Annotated in this window: 20 protein-coding genes and 2 pseudogenes; 16 read left to right on the forward strand and 6 right to left on the reverse strand. The window is 65.0% G+C overall.

Annotated elements, in window-relative coordinates:
- The first annotated feature begins 3 nt into the window (after window positions 1-3).
- Window positions 4-714 carry an antibiotic biosynthesis monooxygenase family protein gene (locus tag ACYQ1K_RS11310; RefSeq protein WP_459983085.1) on the forward strand — a complete coding sequence of 237 codons (711 nt, stop codon included), beginning with the start codon at window positions 4-6 and terminating at the stop codon, window positions 712-714.
- 287 nt (window positions 715-1001) lie between these two features.
- Here the strand turns inward: ACYQ1K_RS11310 and ACYQ1K_RS11315 are convergent, their stop codons facing one another.
- Both ACYQ1K_RS11315 and ACYQ1K_RS11320 read right to left on the reverse strand, forming a co-directional pair.
- Complete coding sequence (locus ACYQ1K_RS11315; RefSeq protein WP_459983086.1) at window positions 1002-1850, reverse strand: SMP-30/gluconolactonase/LRE family protein; 849 nt, start codon at window positions 1848-1850, stop codon at window positions 1002-1004.
- Window positions 1847-2764, reverse strand: coding sequence for a TIGR03619 family F420-dependent LLM class oxidoreductase (locus ACYQ1K_RS11320; protein ID WP_459983087.1), 918 nt, complete (start codon window positions 2762-2764; stop codon window positions 1847-1849). Before ACYQ1K_RS11320 ends, ACYQ1K_RS11315 begins: the two co-directional genes overlap by 4 nt.
- A gap of 211 nt (window positions 2765-2975) precedes the next feature.
- Between ACYQ1K_RS11320 and ACYQ1K_RS11325 the strand changes: the two genes are divergently transcribed.
- On the forward strand, window positions 2976-4169 hold the full coding sequence (locus ACYQ1K_RS11325; protein WP_459983088.1) for an LLM class flavin-dependent oxidoreductase: 1194 nt from the start codon (window positions 2976-2978) through the stop codon (window positions 4167-4169).
- A gap of 34 nt (window positions 4170-4203) precedes the next feature.
- Complete coding sequence (locus ACYQ1K_RS11330; RefSeq protein ID WP_459983089.1) at window positions 4204-5118, forward strand: SDR family NAD(P)-dependent oxidoreductase; 915 nt, start codon at window positions 4204-4206, stop codon at window positions 5116-5118.
- Between the two features lie 270 nt (window positions 5119-5388).
- On the opposite strand, the gene ACYQ1K_RS11335 is transcribed toward ACYQ1K_RS11330, so the two are convergent.
- Genes ACYQ1K_RS11335 through ACYQ1K_RS11345 form a run of 3 tightly spaced genes read right to left on the reverse strand, consistent with a single transcriptional unit; the run spans window position 5389 to window position 7932 of the window.
- Complete coding sequence (locus tag ACYQ1K_RS11335; protein WP_459983090.1) at window positions 5389-6423, reverse strand: alpha/beta hydrolase fold domain-containing protein; 1035 nt, start codon at window positions 6421-6423, stop codon at window positions 5389-5391.
- 46 nt (window positions 6424-6469) lie between these two features.
- Window positions 6470-7117, reverse strand: a complete 648-nt coding sequence (locus ACYQ1K_RS11340; RefSeq protein WP_459983091.1) for a nitroreductase family protein — start codon at window positions 7115-7117, stop codon at window positions 6470-6472.
- Window positions 7114-7932, reverse strand: coding sequence for a cupin domain-containing protein (locus ACYQ1K_RS11345; protein WP_459983092.1), 819 nt, complete (start codon window positions 7930-7932; stop codon window positions 7114-7116). Before ACYQ1K_RS11345 ends, ACYQ1K_RS11340 begins: the two co-directional genes overlap by 4 nt.
- 134 nt (window positions 7933-8066) lie before the next feature.
- On the opposite strand from ACYQ1K_RS11345, the gene ACYQ1K_RS11350 reads away from it, so the two are divergent.
- The 9 genes and pseudogenes from ACYQ1K_RS11350 to ACYQ1K_RS11390 all read left to right on the forward strand — a co-directional run bounded on the left by ACYQ1K_RS11350 (window position 8067) and on the right by ACYQ1K_RS11390 (window position 18510).
- Window positions 8067-9335 (forward strand): ABC transporter substrate-binding protein, encoded by a 1269-nt coding sequence (locus ACYQ1K_RS11350; RefSeq protein WP_459983093.1) that lies wholly within the window; start codon window positions 8067-8069, stop codon window positions 9333-9335.
- 38 nt (window positions 9336-9373) lie between these two features.
- Window positions 9374-12190 carry an ABC transporter permease subunit gene (locus ACYQ1K_RS11355; protein WP_459983094.1) on the forward strand — a complete coding sequence of 939 codons (2817 nt, stop codon included), beginning with the start codon at window positions 9374-9376 and terminating at the stop codon, window positions 12188-12190.
- On the forward strand, window positions 12187-12927 hold the full coding sequence (locus ACYQ1K_RS11360) for an ABC transporter ATP-binding protein (RefSeq protein ID WP_459983095.1): 741 nt from the start codon (window positions 12187-12189) through the stop codon (window positions 12925-12927). The genes ACYQ1K_RS11355 and ACYQ1K_RS11360 overlap by 4 nt, the downstream gene beginning before the upstream one ends.
- A 12-nt stretch (window positions 12928-12939) precedes the next feature.
- Window positions 12940-13473, forward strand: coding sequence for a flavin reductase family protein (locus ACYQ1K_RS11365; protein ID WP_459983096.1), 534 nt, complete (start codon window positions 12940-12942; stop codon window positions 13471-13473).
- A gap of 397 nt (window positions 13474-13870) precedes the next feature.
- A pseudogene (locus tag ACYQ1K_RS11370) lies at window positions 13871-14136 on the forward strand (CoA-transferase).
- A gap of 7 nt (window positions 14137-14143) precedes the next feature.
- Window positions 14144-14320 (forward strand): annotated as a pseudogene (locus ACYQ1K_RS11375) (CoA-transferase); the annotation flags it as partial.
- Window positions 14321-14566: 246 nt separating this feature from the next.
- Window positions 14567-16300: a class I adenylate-forming enzyme family protein gene (locus ACYQ1K_RS11380; RefSeq protein WP_459983198.1), complete on the forward strand. Its 1734-nt coding sequence runs from the start codon at window positions 14567-14569 to the stop codon at window positions 16298-16300.
- Window positions 16301-16304: 4 nt separating this feature from the next.
- Complete coding sequence (locus ACYQ1K_RS11385) at window positions 16305-17513, forward strand: acyl-CoA dehydrogenase family protein (RefSeq protein ID WP_459983097.1); 1209 nt, start codon at window positions 16305-16307, stop codon at window positions 17511-17513.
- Window positions 17506-18510: a phosphotransferase family protein gene (locus ACYQ1K_RS11390; protein ID WP_459983098.1), complete on the forward strand. Its 1005-nt coding sequence runs from the start codon at window positions 17506-17508 to the stop codon at window positions 18508-18510. Before ACYQ1K_RS11385 ends, ACYQ1K_RS11390 begins: the two co-directional genes overlap by 8 nt.
- A 73-nt stretch (window positions 18511-18583) precedes the next feature.
- Here ACYQ1K_RS11390 and ACYQ1K_RS11395 read toward each other — a convergent pair whose 3' ends face one another.
- Window positions 18584-19762, reverse strand: coding sequence for a TetR/AcrR family transcriptional regulator (locus tag ACYQ1K_RS11395; protein ID WP_459983099.1), 1179 nt, complete (start codon window positions 19760-19762; stop codon window positions 18584-18586).
- Between the two features lie 219 nt (window positions 19763-19981).
- Between ACYQ1K_RS11395 and ACYQ1K_RS11400 the strand changes: the two genes are divergently transcribed.
- From ACYQ1K_RS11400 to ACYQ1K_RS11415, 4 genes are read left to right on the forward strand one after another with little or no spacing between them, the layout of a single operon-like run.
- Window positions 19982-20914 carry an SDR family oxidoreductase gene (locus tag ACYQ1K_RS11400; RefSeq protein ID WP_459983100.1) on the forward strand — a complete coding sequence of 311 codons (933 nt, stop codon included), beginning with the start codon at window positions 19982-19984 and terminating at the stop codon, window positions 20912-20914.
- Entirely contained in the window at window positions 20911-21360 is a 450-nt protein-coding gene (locus ACYQ1K_RS11405) for a MaoC family dehydratase N-terminal domain-containing protein (RefSeq protein WP_459983101.1), read from the forward strand. Before ACYQ1K_RS11400 ends, ACYQ1K_RS11405 begins: the two co-directional genes overlap by 4 nt.
- Window positions 21357-21758 carry a MaoC/PaaZ C-terminal domain-containing protein gene (locus ACYQ1K_RS11410; protein WP_459983102.1) on the forward strand — a complete coding sequence of 134 codons (402 nt, stop codon included), beginning with the start codon at window positions 21357-21359 and terminating at the stop codon, window positions 21756-21758. Before ACYQ1K_RS11405 ends, ACYQ1K_RS11410 begins: the two co-directional genes overlap by 4 nt.
- A gap of 32 nt (window positions 21759-21790) precedes the next feature.
- Window positions 21791-22813, forward strand: coding sequence for an LLM class F420-dependent oxidoreductase (locus tag ACYQ1K_RS11415; RefSeq protein WP_459983199.1), 1023 nt, complete (start codon window positions 21791-21793; stop codon window positions 22811-22813).
- The last annotated feature ends 149 nt before the right edge of the window (window positions 22814-22962 follow it).

Below are 22962 nucleotides of genomic sequence, written 5' to 3' on the forward strand. Positions count from 1 at the left end.
GTCATGTTCCACAGGACGTATCCGATTCAGCTCCGCGCCGGTGTCACCCGTGAGCGCATCGACGGCCTCCGAGCAGTGCTTGCAGCCGCTCCTGAGCACATCCCCGGATTCCTGGAGTCCGAGCTGGTGGGGGCTCCGCCCGGCAGTGGGCACGACCTCGTGTGGCGCAACGTCTTCGAGAACGAGGACGCGTTCTGGCTCTACGCCGGCCATCCGTACCACGCGAACCTCATCAACGACTACCTCGCTCCGGACGCTCCGGACTCGGTGAAGGCCTCCAGCTCGGCAGGAACGATTTGGAGCGACGACGGTCCCATCGACCCGGTGAGGATGGCCGATCTTCGCCACGCGGACGCTGCACTCGAGGCAGCGGGAATTGATGCGCGGGCGGTCCACCTGCTTGAACAGGTTGAGGTCTTGCCAGGGAAGATGAACGAGTATCTCGTTGCCGTTCGTGACATCTATCTTCCGGCCGCAACCCGAAACGGCATGCACCTAATGACGTCCTGGCAGACACCCTCGGGGACGGGCGAGAGTGAACTCACCTTTGTGTGGTCTGTCGAGGGCTGGGGAGGCGCGTTCCGGAGCTTCGTGGCGGTCAGTCAAGAGGTCGACATGATGGAGCAGTGGCTCGAAACGGTCCGTCCATTGAGGTCGGGAGGCCGCCGGCGCTACCTGGTTCCGACTGGACTCCCTGGAGAGTGGAGCAAGTAACGCCGTCGATCGCCGAAGGCTTCGCGGGGACGTCGTCCGTTCCGCCACGTCGTCCTCGGGTACGGCTCAATCAGCAGAGTCCAGCGGGACCGCACCGTCATCCGGGGACAGGTCCCCCGCAATCACCAGCGAGGGAACCTCCAGGGCATAGGAGTTCAGGACCCAGCGGCCCCACTGCTCCAAACCTTCCATAATCATCCGCCGTAGCATCCGCACAGCATGTTGGCGCCCTGCAAGGGCGTCGAGCGCGACGTTCCAGGTAGCGGACCACATGCGTCAGGACTGGATCAGGAGTCAAGCCGAACGGTTTCGATGACGGAAGTGCAGGTGCGCGCACCGATGGCTTCGGCACCGCCAAGGCAACTAAGCACGAAGAGGGTCTGGCCGTCATCGCCACCGACGGCACAGGCCAACGGCATCCGGTCGTCGAGGTCCACGACGTCAGCGACGGCCCCGCCATCTAGGACCAGTCGGCATTCGTACGTCAATGGCGACGCGCACCAGACTCCGCGGTTCGGATCCGCGGCGATCCCGTCGGCACCCCCAGGAGCTAGCTCGGCCCATGTGCGCCGGCCGCTGAGCATCCCGTCTGGGGCGCGGTCGTACGCCGTGAGCCGTTGGGCGGGAAACTCGGCGACGACATAGGTGCGCCCATCGTCGAGAAGGGCAGGGCCGTTAGGTGCGTCGAGCCGGTCGGCAACGACGCTGGCGGCGCCGTCCGGTTCGACAAGGATGATGACCCCGTCGGCGTCGACCGGGCGGGGTTCAGAACTCTTGTGCGTACCCATCGAGCCGACGTAGGCGCGGCCTTGTTCATCGACAAGCATGTCGTTGAGGCCGCCGACGGCCAGTGCAGACAGGTCGGCGTGCACGACGAGCTCGCCGGTGGGCTCGAGGCGGAGGATCTCCGGCTTGTTGAGATTGACGATCAGCAGGCGGCCATCGGGCAAGAACCCCAGGCCGCTTGGACGGCGCCCATCTGTGAGCTTGACGACGACTTCGGCGTGGCCTGACTCGTCGACGGCCATCACCTTGTCCGCGAAGATGTCGGAGAACCAGAGGCGGCCGTCATGCCAGCGAGGGCTCTCGGCGAAGTTCAGAGCATCGAGCAGAAGTCGGGGAGTCCGCGCGCTCACAGGCCGGCCATCTCTCGGACAGCGTCCAGAGCACGGAGAGTTTCCTCGGGGGTGGGCGGTGGCGCAGACAGGGTCGCAACGCCGACGGCTGCCCAGTCTTCCAGCGCGATTCGGGTGCCGGGATGGTTGTAAAGCAGGACCATGAGGCGTTCCGCGCCGGCCTCAGCGTAGGCGTCGCGGTACTCCGCGCTGGCGTCGCGCACGCCCACCGTGATGGTCACCTCTGCGGGATCTCGACCGATCTGCGTGCACTCGGCGTCGATCGCGGCCCGGAACGACGCGACCTGAGCTGGCGTCACGCCCGTGGCGAGCCATCCGTCCGCCCACTCGGCGATCCTGCGCGCAGCCACCGGTGTGGGCTGTGCCCCCACGATCACCGGAGGGTGCGGACGCTGTACGGGACGCGGGTCGCAGACCATCTCCGGAAACGAGACGAGGTCGCCGTCGTACTTAGCCGACTCGTGAGACCACAACTCCTTCATCGCCGCGACCGCCTCGATGGTGTAGCCCCAGGGCTTCGCTCCCGCGGCTGGGTTATGGAGTTCGGTGACCTCGCGGAGCCAGCCGGTGCCGAGGCCAAACATGAAACGTCCTCGGCTGAACGCGTCGAGTGTTGAGATGGTCTTCGCCAGGGTGAGGGGCGGGTGCTCTGGAACCAGGCAGACGCCTGTTGCGACCCGCAGCTCATTGGTGACTGCCGCCATCATGCTCAAGACGACAAAGGGGTCCGCCATCTGGTGGTAGACGTCGGGGATTTGACCCCCAGTCATGGGGAAAGGAATGGCCGGATGCTTCGGCACCACGGTGTGCTCTGGCGCCCAGTAGGACTCGAAGCCCCTTGCCTCCAGTTCGCGGCCCAAAGTTGCGGCGTCGATTGTGTGGGCAGTGACGGCTAGCTGGGCACCGATCTTCATGCCGCCGACAATCAAGGTGGAACGCTTCCTTGATCCAGTACTTCGTATCGCTGGACAGAACGTTTGCGTGGGATTCACGACTAGTTCTGCGAGCCGGAACGGACTCGTGGAGCCGTCCCGTGGGGCGGTGCTTAACTCCGGGCGACCCGCGCCCGTCGGGTCCACGAGCCGCGGGAACGGGCGCCCCCTCGACGATGCTGGAGGAAAGACCATGAAGGTCGGAGTTCACTTCAACTTTCAGAACTACCACGACTGGGACCGCTTCCTCGCGAAGGCACCCGGTCCTCCGAAGGTGAGCGATCAGCAGATCTACGACGAGGAGATGGCGCTCGCCGAGCTCGTCGAGCCGCTCGGCTTCGACTCGTACTGGGCAATCGACCACCACTTCACGCCGTACGTCATGACCGGAGGAGCGCTGCAGCACCTCACGTTCATGGCCGGACGGACAAGCAAGATCGACTTTGGCACGATGATCGTGGTGCTGCCCTGGTACGACCCGCTCATCGTTGCCGACCAGATCTCCGCGCTCGACAACTTGCTCAAGGGCCGCCAGCTCACGCTGGGCATGGGCCGCGGGGCCGCGATCCGCGAGTTCGACGCGTTCCGTGTGCCCATGGCCGAGGCGCGCGGCCGCTTCAACGAGACACTCGACATCCTCCGCAAGGCGATGTCCAACGAGTGGTTCTCCCATGAGGGCGAGCACTTCACCATCCCCGAGACCACGATTCGTCCTTCCTTCCGCAATCCGCAGCGCCTGATGGACCGCATGCGAATCGCCTGGACCAGCCCCGAGACGCTTCCCATCGCCGCCAACGCCGGCGTCGGCATGCTGATGACCAACCAGAAGAGCTGGGACGACTACGCTGGCGACGTCGCCGCCTTCAACAGCATCCGGGCACGCAACGGCCTCGAGCCGACCCAGCCCACGGTCGTGATCCGGATGGTGTGCGCGGAGACCGAGGAGGAAGCATGGGAGGCCATGAAGGTGCACTCCCTGGAGGCCGGCGAGAGCAGCAAGCATCACTATCAGTTCGACGACCCGGAGCGCTTCAAGAACACCAAGGGCTACGAGCAGTACGCCAAGCTGAGCAACGCGATCACCGACCAGGAGACGCTTGCTCAGAAGAGCGCACGCCCGCAGGCGTACGGCACGCCGGACCAGGTATTCGAGAAGCTCAAGGAGGTCCAGGCCAAGACCAGCGCCGAGGAGTTCGTCCTGAACGTCAGGTTCGGTGCGATGCCGATCGAGCAGGCTGAGCGCTCGATGCGACTCTTCGCCAAGGAGGTGCTCCCGCGTCTGCACGAGCTGGACACGCCGCTCGCGGACAGCATGCGGGGCGGGGCCGAGGGCGCGGGCCACGTCGCGTTTGGTGGCGCCGAAGAGCCGACTCGCCTGGGTCTGTGAGCAAGCCCCCTGTGGTGAGGAGATCGGCACGCTGATGAGTGAATACTTCAAGACCCTCTACGGTCGCGCCCTCGAGGCGGGTGACAACCTCGAGATGCTCTGGGACGAAAATCGGATGCCGTTCGACTCGATTGAGAGTCGAGTCACCGACCTGCTCGACATGCGCGGCCGCAAGGTCGTGATCACCGGTGGCGGCGGCAAAGGCCTCGGACAGGCCTGCGCGAACCGCTTCGCCGGGCTCGGCGCCGACGTCGCGTTGGTCGACATCAAGGTGGACTCGGCAGATTCCACAGGCAGCATGCCGAACTACGCCGGTCCAGATCCGCACGGTGTCGCCAAGAGCGTGTCCGAGAAGTGGGGAACCCGTGCCTTCGGTGTCTTCGGAAACGCCACAGACTGGGATGACATCCAGCGGTGGATGGCTGAATGCAACGACCGGCTGGGTGGCATTGACGTGCTCGTCAACAGCGCGGTCGACGTCGCAGTCGTCGACTTCAGCACCGCCAGTCGCGACGACATCGACAGGTCACTGCGCGGCACAATGGCCGGGCCCATGTACGCGAGCCGAGCCGCGCTCGACTACATGATTCCGCAAGGGCGCGGCCACATCATCAACATCGGCAGTGCCTCCGCAAACACCCCGACTGCGCCTCGCAACCTCCTCTACGGCACAGGCAAGAGCTGGCTCGCATCGTTCACCAAGTTCCTCGCCGCGGAGACGATCCAGCACGGCATCCGGGTGAATGGGGTCAACCCTGGCTCGATGGTGCGGACCAAGGCGAAGATCCCTGCTTTCAACGACATGTGGTTCTACGCCATGATCCGCAACCAGCTCGGCAGGTACCTCCTGCATGAAGAGACGGCAAATGTCGTGGCATTCCTGGCGTCGGATGCAGCGAGCGCCATGGTTGGGGAGGTCGTCGGCAGCGACGGTGGCGCATCACTGTGAACACCCCCAGGCCTATCGAAGCCACGGAGCTGTACGCCTGAAGCGATCTCGCAGACGCTGGCGACCCTTGGACTGCACGCGGTCGGCCAGTTGGAGATGTACCGGGGATCCTCGGCAGCGAGAGGGATGCTCGACCGAAAGCAACCAATGCCCGAAGGCGGGGCCAGTGCGATGCACTGGCCCCGCCTTCGTGGTCTCACGGACGGACGTCTGCATCTCCGCGGAGATCACCGGCTAGGACAGGCAACTACCTCCGAGAGAGCTCCGCGGTTACGGACCCAGCAGGTTCGCGCGAAGGTGCTGAGCGATGAGGCGTTCGGTCTCCGGCCAGTTCTCCGGCAGTAGAGCGCCGTGGGTCTGCGGCAAGCGGCGCGTAGTGACCGTCACTCCATCGGTGACGAGCCTCTGCCCGAACGCGTTTCCTTCGTCGCGCAGGACGTCGTAGTCGCCCAGGACCAGCAACGTTGGGGGGAGTCCTCGAAGACTTGAAGCATGCATGGGGGACGCGTAGGGGTTATGCACGTCGGCCGGCGTGGCCAAGTACATGTCCCACATCTCCAGGGCATGCTTGCGGGTCATCGTGTACCCCTCAGCAAACTGATGCATGGAGCCGGTGTTGCAGCCGCTGTCGGTCACCGGGATGTGCAGCGCCAGAGCGGACAGGCTCGGACCGGCGAGGTCGCGACTCATCAGCGCAACGGCAGCGGCGAGAGCTCCGCCGGCGCTGCTGCCGCCGACGGCAAGCCTGCTCGCATCCACCCCGATCTGTCCGGCGTTGGTCGCGACCCAGCACAGAGCTGCGTAGGAATCCTCAACAGGAAGCGGGAACTTGTGCGTCGGAGTCATCCGGTAGTCGACGTCGACGACGACTACGCCGAGCTCGAGTGCTCGAGCTCCGAGCACCGGGGCGCTGAGCCGCATGACGTCAAGTCCGCCGCCGATCCAGAAACCGCCGCCGTGAAAGTTCAGGTAGGCGGGCGCGTCGTCGACACCGATCGGTCGGTAGACGATGGCGTCGATCGCCCCGGCCGTGCAGGGAACGCAGCCCGACCAGCCACAGGATCCCGTCACGGGGATGCGGATCTCGCTGACCTCGACGCCCTCGGGGGAAGGCGCGCCGCCGCCACTCATCTGAACGGTCTGTGTCTGCTGCCGCTCACGCTCCGCCGTCACATCGGCGAACCATGCGGCGCGCTCGGTGGCATCGCTCGGCGGCTGTCGCACGGCTGGTGCGGGGTTGGCCTCGACGTGAGGCTGAATCTGCTCGATGATCTCGCGAAGTCGCGGATCGGTCACCAACTCCATGACGGGCGATCATAAGCCTGGCGGCCAATATAGTCCATATCAGATCTCATATGTCATGCGACGTGTTGCTCTGCCACTCGGTCCCGAACTTGCCGCGGAACATGGTCGGCACGACTGGGTTGCGAGTCAGCGGACCATAGCGTCCAATCGGGTAACCGACCGGGATGGTCGCGCCGATTTCGAAGTTCGACGGGATGCCGAAGTGCTCGCGGACGGCAGGTTCGTTCTCCAGGTGGTTCGTCGTCATCGCTGCGCCGAGACCGAGGCCGCGTGCCGCGAGAAGCAGGTTCTGTGTGGCGGCGTAGATCGAGGACCATGCGAAGTGAGCGTCGGGCTTCTCGGCGTTCGGGAACGCGTTCTCGATCAGCGGGAGGATCAGCATTGGAAGGCGGTCGAACTCGAAGATGAACTCCCTGTAGCGGCGCGCGCCATGCGCCGTGGGTGAGTCGTCGTCCGAGGCAGGCTCCGGGAAGCGATGTCCGATGGCCTCGACCAGCATGTCGCGAAACCAGCGACGATCTTCGGGGGCCGTGACGACGAGGAACTTCCACAGCTGGCGGTTGCCCGCGCTCGGTGCACGCGTCGCGTAGTGGATGAGCCGCTCGATAAGGGCATCGGGGAGCGGGTCCGACTTGAGTCGGCGGATCGACCTGCACGTCTCCATCGCCTCAAAGAGGTCGAACTGCTCGTTCATGGGTGAGTCCTTCCGGTGTTTGCGTCCCCGCTCCAGTGGTGGTCGCGAGGAAGTCTCAGTGCCGCGAACCGGGTTTCCCCGTGCGTTGCGCTCTTGTGTCCCTGGCCCTCGAAGTCCTCGACGAGGCAGGTGTCGCCGGGCCTTAGCGTCCGGCGCCCTCCGTTGCCGCCCACCTCGACCTCAAAGCCGCCGGCTAGGACGACAAGCAGCGTCACCCCCTCCTCCGTGTGCCAGTCGGAAGTCATCGAAGGCGAAAGGCAGATGAATGTCAGCGCCGATACGTCTTGAGGTCGTGCGGGCCACTCAGTGAAGAGTGCGTCAAACGGAGTCAGGTGCGCGCGTTCGCCGTCGGATGCCATCCGCACCACACGCAGTGCGGACGGGTCCGACCTCGGCTCCTCGTCGAGGGCGGGCGGCACGATGCCGACGGGCAACCACCCTGCTCCGACCTGTACCTCGAGATAGGAACAGCCCATAGCTGCGGTCAGCTCCGCCGCGGCAGCGAGCCGCTCGGGAACGTCCACGAAGAGGACGTCGCCCTCGTGCAACGTTGCCCGCATGTGAGGGACCGTCACCTCGAGTGAACCGGAGACCAGGAGGAAGAGCCGGCGGGAACACGCTCCGTTGACCACCTCCAGCAGTCCGGCGGGCACGCTGACAGCCCGCACATGCCGAACCGACGTCATCGTGCTTGGTTCGGGCGCCGCTTCAACATCGGCAGTCGTTGCGGTCGGGCCCTGTGTCAGAAACGGCAGCGCCAGTGTCTCGAGCCGAGGAAACCCCCGACCGTCACGTGCAATTCGAAGCGTCTTCACGGTTCCTCCGACAAGGGTCTGTTGCGGCGTACGATATCTCATGTACCGTACGGTGCCCAACGGGACTGTGACGTGAATCGCACGCTCAGCCCGAGCCAGGCGGGCGACCGTCTACCGATCCGAAAGGTGACACAGTGAGGACATCCAAGTTCGCGACGGGAGTCATTCTCGCCGTCCTGCTCGCTGTGAGTTCTGCTTGTGGAAGCGACAACTCGGCGGCCAAGCCTGCGACGAGCGCGGGGTCGAAGTCCCCGTCCGGGGCACCGGACGGTACTGCGGCAGACCAGTCGAAGGACCCCGTCACGGTCGGCTTCCACAATCTCGAGGGCGGCTCAATCTCGCTCCCCGACGTCCGTATCGGCTTCGAGGCCGGCGTCAAGTACGTCAACGAGCACCTGGGCGGCATCAACGGCCACCCGCTGAAGGCCATCAACTGCAAGACCGATGGCACTCCCGAGGCATCGGTCAGCTGCGCCAACCAGTTCGTCGAGCAGAAGGTCGTGGCGGCCGTTCAGGGCGCCGACTTCGGCGCTGACGCCATGCTCCCCGTGCTCAAGTCGGCCGGTCTCGCCGAGATCGGCAGCTTCCCGCTGACCCCTGGAATGAACTCCGCCGTCGGTGACGCGTTCTTCTTCGAGTACTCGGCCGAGGAGGGCTACGCCGCCAACCTCGTCCAGCTGCACGAGCTCAAGGCCGACAAGATCGCGGTCCTGATGGTCGACAACCCGGCTAGCCACGAGACCTACAGCAAGGTCATCGAGCCGGCCGGCAAGCAGCTGGGCGTCGACACCAAGGTGTTTTATGTGCCCGCCCAGTCTGACTGGACGGTTCAGGCTGCCACGGTGCTCGCATGGAAGCCGGACGCCATTGCCGGCTACATCGCTGGGGACGCGCTGGCTGCGCTGCCGGCGTTCCGGACCGCTGGGTTCGACGGCTACTTCACGGCAGGCTCGAACGTCGAGATCATCCCGCAGCTCGACCCGTCCGTGCTCAAGAAGGTCATCTTCAACTCCCCCTACTGGGTCCCGGACTTCACGAACATCCCGTCCGAGGTGCGGCCCGACATCGACGCCTTCAATGCGTACGGCAAGTCGGACATGGGCAAGACCAGCAGCATTACCCAGCGCCAGAACGGGTTCTACGACGCCCTCATCACCGCTCAGGTGCTCACCAGCCTGGACAAGACGACGGACCCGCTGACCCCTCAGGCAGTCCGCACCGGGCTGGCCACCTCGAAGGGTGACCGCGAGCCCTTCCGCACGAACGGCTGGGACTGCTCTATGCCTTCCTGGCCCAAGACGACCGCCTGCGGCACCGGTGGCATCAACTCTTCTCCCAACGAGAAGGGCGTCCTCGTGCCGCTGCCCGGCCAGCCCGTGGACATCTCCGCGCTCCTGCCGTAGCAGGGCCAACACCCGAGAAACAAGCTGAGAGGCGCGTTGTGGACCAGGTCTTCTTGTTCCTCGTGCTCGGCCTGGGGGTCGGGGCGGTTTACGCCGCCCTGACCCTCGGGATCGTTCTGACCTATCAGGGCACGGGCATGATCAACTTCGCTGCGGCTGCAACGGCTGCAGTCCCCATGTATGTCTTCGAAGAGCTACGCCAAGGGAGATTGACACTACCGATCCCGTGGCTGCCGAGCTTCGAGGTAGGGGATGTGCCCACCTGGCTAGCGGTGGCCATCGCGGTGGCCACCGCCGGCGTCTTGGGGGCTCTGATCGAGTTGGCCGTCTCGAGGCCTCTGCGGACGGCGCCGCCGCTTGCGAAGGTCGTCGCGGCGGTCGGGATCTTGCTGACGCTTCAGGCGGCGGTAGGGCTCAAGTACGACACAGAGCCCCGGCTGCGAGCTGTGAATCTCCCACAGGGAGTAGTGCACTTCGCAGGAGTTCCTCTCGCGGTGGACCGCCTGTGGCTCATCGGTATCACGTTGGTGCTCTCGGTCGCGCTGACCGTGTGGTTCCAGAAGTCACGCATGGGCCTCGCGATCCAGGCTTCGGCCGAGAACGAACGGGCGGCCGGATTCGCCCGCCTATCGCCCTCGGTGACCGGGCTGGTCACGTGGACCGTCGCGTCGATGTTCACTGCTTTCATCTTGGTGCTCGCCGGCCCTGCCACCAACACGCTGTCGCCGCAGACCATGCCGCTTCTGGTAGTTCCGGCACTGGCCGGCGCGCTGATCGCGCGGATGAGTTCGCTCGCCATCGGCCTCGTTGGTGCCCTGTCGCTCGGTGTGGTCCAGTCCGAGCTCCTTTACCTTTCCAATAACATGTCCTGGTGGCCGGCTTGGGCGAAGCAGGGTCTCACCAACGTTGTGCCGTTCGTAGTAATCGTCGTGGCGCTCTTCGTACTGGGCCGCGCGATCCCTACCCGCGGCGACGACGTACGCACCCCGCTGCCGGCCGTGATGCTTCCGCGCAACCGACCCTGGACGGTAGCGCTCTGGTCCGGCCTTGGCCTCGTCGGCCTTCTGATGACGTCCGGCACCTACCGGTTCGGCCTGATCACAAGCCTGGCCGTATCGCTGATCATTCTTTCCCTTGTGCTGCTCACTGGCATGCTCGGTCAGATCTCACTTGCTCAAGCGGCCTTTGCGGGTGTTGCCGGCATTGTCTTGTCCAAGCTAGGCGACTCGGTGCCATTCCCGCTGTCCCTGCTTATTGCGGCGACGCTTGCGGCTGTGGCGGGCGTCCTTGTCGGGATCCCGGCACTGCGAATCCGGGGTGCTCAGCTTGCCGTGGTCACCCTGGCAGCGGCGCTCACGCTCCAAGACTTCGTCATCAACAACCCCCAGCTCGTCTCTGCAACCGGAAACTTCATTCCCGACCCGTCCCTGTTCGGCTGGAATCTTTCGGTGCGCGGGGGCGAGAACATCGCGCGGCTGCCCTTCGGCATCATGGTTCTCGTCATCGTCGTCGTGGCCTTTGTGTGCGTTGGCAACCTGATGCGTGCTGGGACGGGCCGCACAATGCTCGCAATCCGGTCGAACGAGCGCGCCGCCGCCGCCATCGGCATCAATGTCCCGCGTGTCAAACTCGCCGCGTTCGCAGCCTCGTCGTTCCTCGCCGGTATCGCAGGCGGGCTCATCGGTTACAGCCGCGGCCAACTCTCGGCAGAGTCGTTTGGAGTATTCGTCGGTCTGGGCTTCCTGGCAGTTGCCTACCTGACCGGCATCACCAGCGTCGCGGGTGCTGTCCTCGGCGGACTCGGGACCACACTCGGCATCATCTACGAGTTCGCCAACCGGAACTTGCACCTCGGCTCGTACTACCTGCTCATCACTGGTCTGTCCCTGCTCTTGACGGTCCTGTTCAACCCGATCGGCGTGGCGGGCAAGACCCGCGAGGACTACGAGAAGATGCGCGCTCGCTTCTGGCCGCGCAAGACTCCCGCCAAGGTCGCCGTCGAGTCGAACGTCCCGGTCGGCGTGCCCGAGTCCGCAGGCCCACGGCAGATCGGCGATGTCGCCCTGACCACGCGAGGTGTCACGGTCCGTTACGGCGGGATCGTGGCCGTTTCCGGCGTCGACATCGAGGTACGTGCGGGAGAGATCGTCGGCCTCATAGGCCCGAACGGCGCTGGCAAGACCAGCTTTGTCGACGCTCTGACTGGGTTTACCCGAAGCGCCGGCGAGGTGACCCTTGCGGGACACCGCCTGGACGGCCGTCCGGCGCACGAGCGTGCCCGACGGGGCCTGGTCAGAACATGGCAGGCCGGCGAGCTCTTCGACGACCTGTCCGTTGCCGACAACGTCCGCGTCGCTCAGGAGACCGGGAATGAGGCCTGGGGCATGCTGCGCGACACCGTGCGCCCCACCTCGCCTCCGGCGGAAGAGGTCAACCGAGCGCTGGCGCTCATGTCGTTGGCCGACGTTGCGGACCGCAAGCCCTCGGAGCTTTCGCTCGGCCGACAGAAGGCCGTCGGCATGGCTCGTGCGCTAGCGATGAACCCCCAAGTGCTGCTGCTCGATGAGCCAGCTGCCGGACTCGACAGTGAGGAGAGTCGAGGCTTTGGCGAACAGCTGCGGGAGATAGCCGCTACAGGCGTTGCTTGCCTGCTCATCGACCACGACATGCACCTGGTCATGGGTGTTTGCGACCGCGTCTACGTCATCGAGTTCGGCATGCAGATCGCTGACGGAACTCCCGACGAAGTGCGCAATGACCCTCGCGTACTCGAGTCGTATCTCGGCAGCCAGTCATTCGAAGACACAGAGCTCGTGCCCGAGGTCGGAGCCGACAAGGAGGAGGTGGGACGGTGACCGCTCTGATCGAAACCAGGGGCCTCACCTGTGGCTACGGCAAGCTGCCCGTCGTCCGTGACCTCGACCTGAAGGTCGAGGCCGGCGAGGTCGTGTGCCTGTTGGGGGCCAACGGAGCCGGCAAGACGACCAGCCTGCTCACGATCGCTGGTGCCCTCCCGAAGTTGGGCGGCACGGTCCATGTCGGTGGGACGGTCGCTCCCGCAGCGTCGCACGTCGTGGCGCGTCGCGGGCTCGCTCTCGTGCCCGAGGGCCGGGGGCTCTTCTATCGGCTCACGGTTGCGGAGAATCTCCGTCTGCGTCGACACCGCCGCTCGACGGTCACACTGGACGACGTTCTGGGCCACTTTCCAGTGCTCGCGAGCCTGATGGGTAGACGTGCGGCGTTGCTGTCGGGCGGTGAGCAACAGATGTTGGCGCTCGCCGGGGCGCTGATCGCTGACCCGCGGGTCATCCTCCTTGACGAGATGAGCCTGGGTCTGGCCCCGATCATCGTCGAGCGGTTGCTCCCGATCGTGCGAAGCATCGCTGACGAGAAGGGTATGGGGGTGCTCCTCGTTGAGCAGCACATCCTTGCGGCGCTATCCGTCGCGGACCGCGGCTACGTGATGGCGCACGGTTCGGTGGTCGCGGAGGGCACGGCGGACGAACTCCGCCGTGACGCGGAACTGCTCGAGGCGAGCTACCTGGGCGAGAAGTCGAGTATCGACTCGGCGGTCGCCGAGGGACTGGTCTGAGGAGCCCCTGAGATGACTCGGAACACGCCGTACTACAACGACACCCACCCGACGCCGGAGGTGCTGAGGCGGCACTTCGGCGCCTTCCCGAGCGGTGTCGTGGCGCTCTGCGGCACGACGCCGGACGGGGAAACCGTCGGCATGGCCATCAGCGCGTTCATACCGGTTTCACTCGATCCACCGCTCATCGGCGTCGCTGTCCAGAACAGCTCGCGAACTTGGGCGGTGTTGCGGGACCTCTCGTCGCTGGGTGTCAGCGTGCTTGCGGCTGACCAGCAGCTTGAGGCGCGTCAACTGGCGGCACGCGACGGCAATCGCTTCACGGGGATCGACTTGGGAAACGTCACCGAGGGAGGTGCCGTCTTCCTCGCGAATTCGGTATCGCGGTTCGACTGTGTTCCCGAGAGTGAGATCCCTGCCGGTGACCACAGCTTCGTGCTCCTTCGTATCCGGGCGGTCAGCTTGTCGCACGATGTGGCGCCGCTCGTGTTCCATCAGAGCGCGTTCGTCACGTTGAGTCCGCTCGGCGAGGCCGACATCACCTGAGGCGGCCATGTCCGTCACCGATGCCACCCGTCGGAACCGGGGCGCGCCCCTCCCCCAACGGCCCTGGTTCCGGCGGTGTGCTTGGACTGGCATCTCGTGGCGACCTGGATGCTCGAGCCGAACATCGTCGCCGCCGTTGGATTCAGGTTCGAGCAATTGCGTCCCTGGAGCGACAGGCCGCCATTGACCCGGCCGAGAATCGCAGGATCGGGCGGTTCGATTCGTCTGAAGAACACGAAGAGCATGAGCTAGATGGACAAGGTCGTTCGTTCGGCGGCTGACGCGGTCGCCGACATTCCAGACGGCGCCACCCTGGAGTGGGCGGCTTTGGGTTGTGTGGCATCCCGTCGGCGTGATCGCGGCTGTGTTGGGGGCCGCAGCGACGGATTTCGAGGTCGTGGCGAACAATTGCGGGGTCGATGACTGGCGCCTGGGGCTGCTCCTAGCCGCGAAGCGCATTCGGCGGATGGTGTCGTCGTATGGGAGAGAACAAGAGTTCGCTCGCCAATACTCGGCGGGCGAGTTCGAATTCGAGTTGACGCCGAGGGGACTCTTGCAGAGCGCATGCGTGCTGGCGGATCCGCTATCCCGGCGTTCTTCACTGCAACCGGCGTCGGAACTCAGGTTGCCGGTGGCGGGCTCCCGTGGCGCCACGAACAGTGAAGGCAACGTGCTTCGTTCGTCGCCTAGGAAGCACACGCAGGTAATCGATACCGCCGACGGCCTCAGGGAGTTCGTTCTTGAGCACGCGGTCATCGCCGACTTTGCCCTTATCCGGGCCTGGAAGGGCGATCGGCACGGAAACCTCGGGTTTCGCGATTCGGCGCGCAACTTCAACCCGCTCGCAGCGATGTGTGGCCACCTCACCATCGCGGAGGTCGAGGAGTTAGTCGACGCGGGTAGTCGAACTCGCGCCGGGCGTAACGGAGGACGAGGTGCGGGAGAAGACCGAGCCCGACGTGACCGTTTGCTGAGGAACCCGGCGGAGCAAATTCGGGACAGACCGGAACGGACAACATCGACGCGCTGGCAGATTCGATGTACGGTATCTGAGATATCGTTACGTCCACTTAACCTACGGAGAGGTGCGGGCATGGATGATGCGGACCTGCGCGCCAGCATCGTGGAGCGGCTCACGGGACCTGACGGCCCCTTCCCGGTGAGAACGGAGCGGATTCGCGGCGTTGACCTCCGCATCTATTCGGCGATGCCGGACAGCATCCGAGACGTGCTCATCGCTGGCCGTCAGTGGGGAGATCGCCTCGCGTTGACCTACGAAAACGAGCACTACACGTGGTCCGAGTACCTGCAGTTGGTTGGCCGCTTTGCAAGTGCACTCGTGGAGCGTTTCGGCGTTCAGCCTGGTGACCGGGTGGCCGTCGCCGCGCGCAACTACCCGGAGTGGGTGATTGCCTTCAGCGCGTCTGTCAGCGTGGGTGCTGTCTGTGTTCCCCTGAACTCTTGGTGGACCGCCACCGAACTTGCCAACGCCCTCGCCGATTGCGGGGCTGTCGTTGTGGTAGCAGACGCCGAGCGGAGCGCGTTGATCCAGCGGGAACGGCATCGCCTGCCTGCGCTGGACCGGGTGGTTGAGGTCCGGCCGAACGCCGATCCGACCGGCGACGACACATGGGACGCGATCATCCAGGAGCACCCGTTCGCGTTCGATCTAACCGCTGTCCCCATCGCCGCCGACGACGACGCGACGATCATGTACACCTCCGGCACCACCGGAACGCCGAAGGGTGCGGTCGCCACTCATCGAGCTCATCTCAGCACGACGATCAACATGCGGTTCTACAGCCACCTCGAGTCCCAGCTGGCACAGCTGCGTGGTGACCCTGTTCGACTCCCATCGGCGGTTCCCACAGCTCTCATCGTGGGGCCGCTCTTCCATGTCGCTTCCCTGCCTCGAGCTATATCGGCCGCAGTAGCCGGAGCCCACCTTGTTCTCATGCACAAGTGGGACGCCCGGCGCGCAGTGGAACTGATCGAGCGCGAACAGGTCGACACCTTCCCAGGTGGCGTTCCGACCGTCATCTCCAGATTCCTCGATGAGGTGGAGCGAACCGGAGCGCAGTTGCCCTCGCTGCGCTCACTGACCTCCGGCGGAGCGCCCACCACGTCTGCGTTGGTTGCCCGCACGGCGGCAGTATTCAACCGCCGAGTCACCGGCGGCTCGGGATATGGCCTGACGGAGACCTGCGGCCCCATGGTCATGATCGGATCGCACGACTTCTTCGAACGACCCACGTCCGTCGGACGGACCTTCCCGACGACTGAGATCAGAGTCGTGGGCGATGACGGGAACGACGTCCTGCCCGGACAGGTGGGCGAGGCCTGGCTGCGCGGTCCGAACTCTGCGTACCGGTACTGGAACCAAGAGAGCAACGCCTTTGATGCCGAAGGATGGTTCCACTCGGGAGACCTCGTACGCATGGACGAGGACGGATTCGTGTACGTCGTGGACCGCATCAAGGATGTTGTGATCAGGTCCGGCGAGAACGTCTACTGCGCGGAAGTCGAGGACGTGCTCGGTGGCCACCCTGACGTGGAAGACTGCGCCGTCCTCGGTCGTCCCCATGACATCCTCGGTGAGGAAGTCGTTGCGGTCGTCCGGACCCGTTCGGGGTCAATGACGACAGAAGCTGACCTTCGGCTGCACGTTAGCCAACGTCTCGCGTCCTTCAAGGTTCCCGCCGAGATCTACCTGCAGTCCGACGATCTTCCGCGTAACGCCGTCGGCAAGATTCTGAAGAGGGATCTCCGCGAGCAGGTTGCGCGGGCGGATGCGAGTGCCCTTTCCAAGCCGGTACAGGTGAGGTGACGACGTGGACTTTGACATGAGCCCCCGGGCAACAGAGCTCTACGACCGACTTCAAGTCTTCATGGCTGAACATGTCTACCCAGCTGAACTCCCATACGAGGAGCAGTTGGCCGCTGGAGGACCGCACTCGCAGCCGCCCGTCATGGAAGAGCTCAAGCGCGCTGCACGCGAGGCCGGCCTATGGAACCTTTTTCTTCCCCACGCAACAGAGTGGGGTGGCGGGCTCAGCAACCTCGACTACGCGCCGCTGGCCGAATTGAGCGGTCGAAGCATGATCGGGCCCGAGGCCCTCAACTGCTCACCTCCCGACACCGGGAACATGGAACTGCTCGCAATGTTCGGGACCGACGACCAGAAGGAACGCTGGCTTGCCCCGCTGCTGGACGGCACTACTCGTTCGGCGTTCCTGATGACCGAGCCCGATGTTGCCGGGTCGGATGCCACCAACATCCGTTGCAGCATCGTCCGCGACGGAGACGACTACGTCATCAACGGCAGAAAGACCTGGATCTCAGGAGCGGCCGACCCTCGATGCAGCCTCGGCATCGTCATGGGGAAGACAGATCCGACCGCTCCGACGTTTCGCCAGCAGAGCATGATCTTGGTGCCGTTTGACTCTCCAGGCCTCAAGGTTGTTCGAGACCTGCTCGTGCTCGGCTACAACCACAAGGCGGGGCACTGCGAGGTGACTCTCGAGGATGTCCGCGTCCCCGCCTCGCACATTCTGGGGAGCGAGGGCGGCGGGTTCGAGATCGCACAAGCTCGACTCGGGCCCGGGCGGATCCATCACTGCATGCGCTCGATCGGCGCCGCGGAACGAGCCCTCGAACTGATGTGCGTGCGAGCGAAGAACCGGATCGCCTTTGGCGGCCCGCTCAGCGACCAAGGGCTTGTTCAAAAGTACATCGCGGACAGCCGCATCGAGATTGACCAGGCGCGCTTGCTCACGTTCCACGCGGCGTGGCTGATGGACAAGGCGGGGAACAAGGTGGCCCGCTCTGCGATCTCTGCCATCAAGGTTGCGGTGCCCGCGATGGCTCTCCGAGTGCTCGATCGATCAATGCAGGTTCATGGCGGAGCGGGACTGTCGCAGGACTTCCCCATGGCGGAGGCCTTTGCACGGCAGCGGGCGCTACGACTCCTGGACGGGCCCGACGAGGTGCACCTGCGGACGATCGCTCGCATCGAACTCGGGCGGTACGCCGATGCATGACGCGGAGGTGCTCCGGGCGAGTGACTGGATGTTGGAGCATGGGATCAAGTTCGACGAGCCGGGCAAAGTCGCGCTGATCGCGGGTGGTCGATCGAACCTCACGTACCGCATTGAAGACGCCAATGGGCGGACGTACGTGCTTCGCCGGCCCCCGGCGGGTTCCGCGCATCCGGGCGCACATAACGTCGAGCGTGAGTTCTCGATCTTGTCGAGTCTTCAAGGCAGCGACGTTCCGGTGCCCGAGCTGTTCGGTCTCTGCGTCGACCCCGAAGTGATTGGCGCACCGTTCTTCGTGATGGAGCACGTCGACGGGGTGGTCCTTGCAACCGATGACGACGGCGCTGCTTACCCGGTCACGTCACGTGCAGCCGCTGCGGCAAGTCTGGTCGATGCCCTCGCCGCTATCCACGAACTCGACGTCGACGCGATCGGGCTCGGCCAACTGGGGAAGCGCGAAGACTATCTACCGCGCCAACTTGCGCGATGGCATCGCCAGTTCCATTCGGTGAGCGACCGGTCCTTGCCAATCATCGATGAGGTGTGGACGCGGTTGAGCGCGACGGCCCCGCCCCAGCGGTACACGGGTTTGGTTCATGGTGACTTCCGGTTCGGCAACCTGCTGGTCGGGCAGGACGGGCGAGCTCGCGCGGTCTTGGATTGGGAGTTGTGCGCTCTGGGCGACACTCTCGCCGACCTTGGATGGATGACAGCGCTCTGGCGCGACCCAGGCGAGCCTGAGGTTTCGCCGTCACCGACAGGTCATCGGGGCTATCCAACTCGCGACGCTGTGGTCGCCCACTACAGCGCACGCACGGGGCGGGACGTCTCGGACATTGGGTGGTACCAGGCGTTTGCGTTGTGGCGTCTGGCCTGCATCGGCGAAGGAATCTATGTCCGTTATCGCGATGGAGCGATGGGAGATGCCGACTTCGACGTTGCGGCACAGCGTGAGCACGTTGTCGAACTCGCGGAGGCGGCGGCGGTCGCACTGTCGTAGCGGTCCCATACGCCCGGCGAGCTTGCCTGTGTCCCCTCTCTGAACGGCTGGAGGCCGCCGGCATACCCGCTCCCTAGGCAGTCTCGGGAGTAGGGGTCAAGGCGACCGTCGTGGCGATCCGGAGCAGGTTGGTCGCATCTGTGGTGGCTCGCGCCCGGACACCGCCGACGATCGCTTGGTTGATCGCGCCGAAGGCCGCGCCGGCCCGCAACCTACTCGCGGCCTGTCCATTCTCCGGCTGGGTCAGATCGACAACGCGCGCCAACTCGTCGATGTACACCCGATGCCGCTTGCGACGTTCAGAACGGAACTGCTCCGACAGGGCATAGGGCTCGATGTTCTGCACGACGACGAGCTCGGGGAAGTCCACGGCCAGCGACACGTAGCTTGCAAGCATGGCTTGCGCTGCCTCGCTTGCCGACGCCGATCGTCGTAGTGCGAGCGCGACCCCCGCGGAGATTTGCTCGCTACCGCGCAGGATGGCCGTGGCGAGCAGGTCCTCCTTGCTTCCGAACTGGCGCGCGACCGCCGAGCCGGTGATTCCCAGCGGCGATCCGATATCGCTCAACGAAACAGCTGCGTAACCACGGTCGCAGAACAGGGGGACAGCAACGGCGAGGATTGCCTCGCGGCGGCTGACGTGGGTCAAGGCCGACGTCGCTGCGGGCGCCCGAGTGAGATCTAGCGGCTGCAGCGTCATCGAGCTCAAGTCGCCGATGATCTGGCGGGCTAAGGCAGCGCGCTGGGTGCGCGAGCCTGCGCGCGCGAGCGATAGGTGCATGAGGGTGCCGGCAACGGCATGGGTCTTCAGTTGCTCCTGCGACCAGGCGCCGGTGTCGCCGATCGGTGGCATGAGGCAATCCCACTCGGCATCGAATTGCTCGCGGCGCTGACGCACGCGCGCCAGGGGTTCTCCGGCGAGTAGGCCTGAGTACATGACCGTCACGAACATGGCGTTGGGCTCTCGCATCGCGGCATCTACGAGCGCACGGATCAAGCCGGCGTTCGCGCGGGGCTCGCGGGATCGCGCAGGATCGGTTGCGGAACGTGAACGACGGTTAACGCGACGGCGTGAAGCTTGCACTTCTTCGATTCGGTCCAGGTGGTCGACCACGATCTGGGCCAGCAGCGTTTGCTTGCTGTCGAAGTAGCGGTAGAGGGCGGGACCGCTGAGACCGATTGCCGCGCCGATGTCGTCGATGCCTACCTGCGCAAAGCCGCGTTGACGTATGAGGCTTGCCGCAGCCGCCAAGATCTCCGCTCGGCGATCACTCGGGCGGTCGCGAGCCGACTGTGTCCGAGGCGACATCACTTCTCCATCATTCTTGGGTTAACGCTCATTGCGTTCGGACATTGAGCGAGGCTATCGTGCGAGACATACCGACCGATGGTCGGCTCCAGGCTTTCAGCAGCCTATCGCGCCGTCTTGCGGCGACGTGTCCACTCGAGAATCGATCAGCGGAGATAACGAATGTCAACCTTTTCAGGTCGGACGGTGCTCGTCACTGGGGGCGGCAGAGGACTCGGGCGCGAGCACGCGCTCCTGTTCGCCCGGCTGGGTGCCAATGTGGTCGTCAATGACAACGGCGCGGGATCTGACGGATCGGCGGCGGAGCAGACGCCAGCTGACGAAGTGGTTGCTGAGATCGAGGCGCTCGGCGGTCGCGCTGTCGCGCACGCGGGCAGTGTTTCGAACTGGGACAGCGCCGCGGAGATGATTGATCTCGCCGTCGAGACGTTTGGCGGCCTAGACGTCCTCGTCAACAACGCAGGCATTCTGCGTGACCGGTTCACTGTCAACATGTCCGAGGCTGAGTGGGACTCGGTCATGGATGTCCACCTCAAGGGGCACTTCTGCCCGCTGCGCCACGCGTCGGCGTACTGGCGCGAGCAGGCGAAGGCCGGCAAGACGGTGAACGCAGCGGTAGTGAACACGTCGTCGCCGTCGGGCCTGCGAGGGAATCCGGGTCAGCTCAACTACGCGGCGGCAAAGGCCGGGATCGCGGCCATGACCCAGGTCGCCTCGCGAGAGCTCGAGCGCTACGGCGTCCGAGTCAACGCGATCGCGCCCGTCGCGCGCACGCGACTGACGATGGCTTCCCCCGAGTTCGCCTCCAAGCTGGCAGCCGACGAAGGCGGGTTTGACGAGTGGGACCCGGCCAACATCTCGCCGCTGGTGGCGTGGCTGGCCGCGCCGGACTGCCAGGTCTCGGGGCAGGTGTTCGTCGTCGTCGGCGGGCACATCGGCTGGCAGCAGAGCTGGACCGAGATCCAGTCCTTCGACAAGGACAGCCGCTGGACTGTCGATGAGATTGACGCAGCTCTGAAGGACCTACCTGCCGGCGCCCCGGAGTTCGTCTCGTCTCTGAAGGCGAAGGAACAGCGAGACGCGGCGAACCGATGACCCTGCGGGATGAGCTTGTCGCCACTGAACTGACTTCGTTCTCCATTGTGGTCGAACGTAGCCAGCTCCAGTTCTTCGCCGCCGCGATCGGTGAGCAGCGCGGCGCTTACGTAGACGTGGCCAGTGCGCGCGCACTGAACTATCCGGACCTGCTGGTGCCTCCGACGTTCTTCTTCAGCCTTGAATTGAAGCGACCTGATCCGTATGCCGCGCTGCGGGCGGCTGGTGCCCAGCTCTCCCAGATCCTTCACGCCGAACAGAGCTTCACGTATCACCAACTGGCCTTCGCTGGGGACGAGCTACACCTCGCTCCGCGAATCACCGACTACTACGAGAAGAAGGGTGGCGCGTTGTCGTTCCTCACCCGGACCACGACCGTGTCGCGAAACGGTGAACTGGTGGCGGAACTGGTCAACCTGGCGGCGATCCGGCGGACGGTGAAATGAGCGCCGTTGACATGCCGGAGGTCGGTTCGCAGATCGGTCCCCTTTCGTTTCCCCCGATCAGCCGAACAACGCTCGCGCTGTTCGCCGGTGCGTCTCACGACCACAATGCGATCCACATCGACATCGATGCGGCGCGGCTCTCCGGTTTCGACGACGTCATTGCCCACGGGATGCTCTCGATGGCGTACCTGAGCCGCCTGCTCACCAACTGGTACCCGCAGGCACAGCTGCTGAGTTGGCGTGTTCGCTTCACGGCGATGACGCCGGTCATGGCTGCCCCTACTTGCGAGGGCGTGCTGACCGCGGTCTCTGACGGCGTTGCCGAGCTCGACCTCGTTGTGCGGTTGGAGGACGGGAGCGTGACACTCTCCGGAACTGCCCGGGTTCAAGTCGCATGAACGCCGCAGATGCAGGCTCCGGCTCGGTGCCCATGAAACTCGGCCTCGGCCTCGGCTACTGGGGCGCAGCTCAGCCTCCGGGCCAGCCGCGCCTCGTTGAGCTGGCCGAGGACCTGGGTTACGACTCCCTGTGGACCGGTGAGGCGTGGGGCTCCGACGCCTTGACGCCGCTGGCCTGGCTCGGGAGCCGGACGCATCGGCTCCGTCTCGGCACGGCCATTCTCCAGATGGCTGCACGAACCCCCACGGCGACTGCGATGGCAGCCATGACGCTGGACCATCTGACTGATGGCCGATTCGTGTTGGGAATCGGAGCCTCAGGCCCGCAGGTCGTAGAAGGCTGGTATGGCCAGCCCTACCCGCGCCCTCTCGAGCGCACCAGGGAGTACGTGGCCATCCTCCGCCAAGCGCTCGCCCGCGACGTCGTCCAGTTTGACGGAAAGCACTACCAACTGCCCACGCCGACGGGCGCTGGGTTGGGGAAGTCCCTGCGTTCGACGATGCACCCTCGCCGGTCCGACCTGCCGATTCTGCTGGCCGCAGAGGGGCCGAAGAACGTCGCGCTCGCGGCCGAGATCGCTGACGGCTGGCTGCCACTCTTCTACTCGCCTTACAACGATGAGCAGCAGCGCGCGAGCCTTGCCAGCGGGTTCGCCCGACCCGGTGCGCACGCAACGGCCGAGACCTTCGAGGTCGTCTGCCCGGTCGACGTCGTTGTCGACGACGACGTCGAGCGGGCCGCCGACTCGGTTCGACCTCGACTAGCGCTCTACATCGGTGGGATGGGCCCCAGGGAGCAGAACTTCCACTACAACGTTTTCGCACGGCTCGGATTCGAGGCTGACTGCGAACGAATCCAGACGCTGTACCTGAGTGGCCGCAAGGACGAGGCGGCCTCGGCCGTTCCGCTTGCGCTCGTCGAACAGGTCGCCCTGGTCGGTCCGCCTGGGAAGTTGCGGGACGAAGCGCAGGCTTGGCGGGACTCCCTCATCACCACGGTTGTTGTACGCGGCGACGAGCGCGCTATCAGTGTTGCGGCGGAAGCCTTCCTGTAGAGAGAACGCGCGCAATCCTCGTTAACTCGAAGACGCGCGCCTAATCGTCCGAGGAACGCTCAGACTCGGCCTCGTGCAGCCAGGCGGAACGGTCCGGTTGAAGGCCACCATGAAGTTGATCTACGTTAACCAACGGGTCTCTGGCTCGA

The organism is Nocardioides sp. AN3, assembly GCF_054653495.1.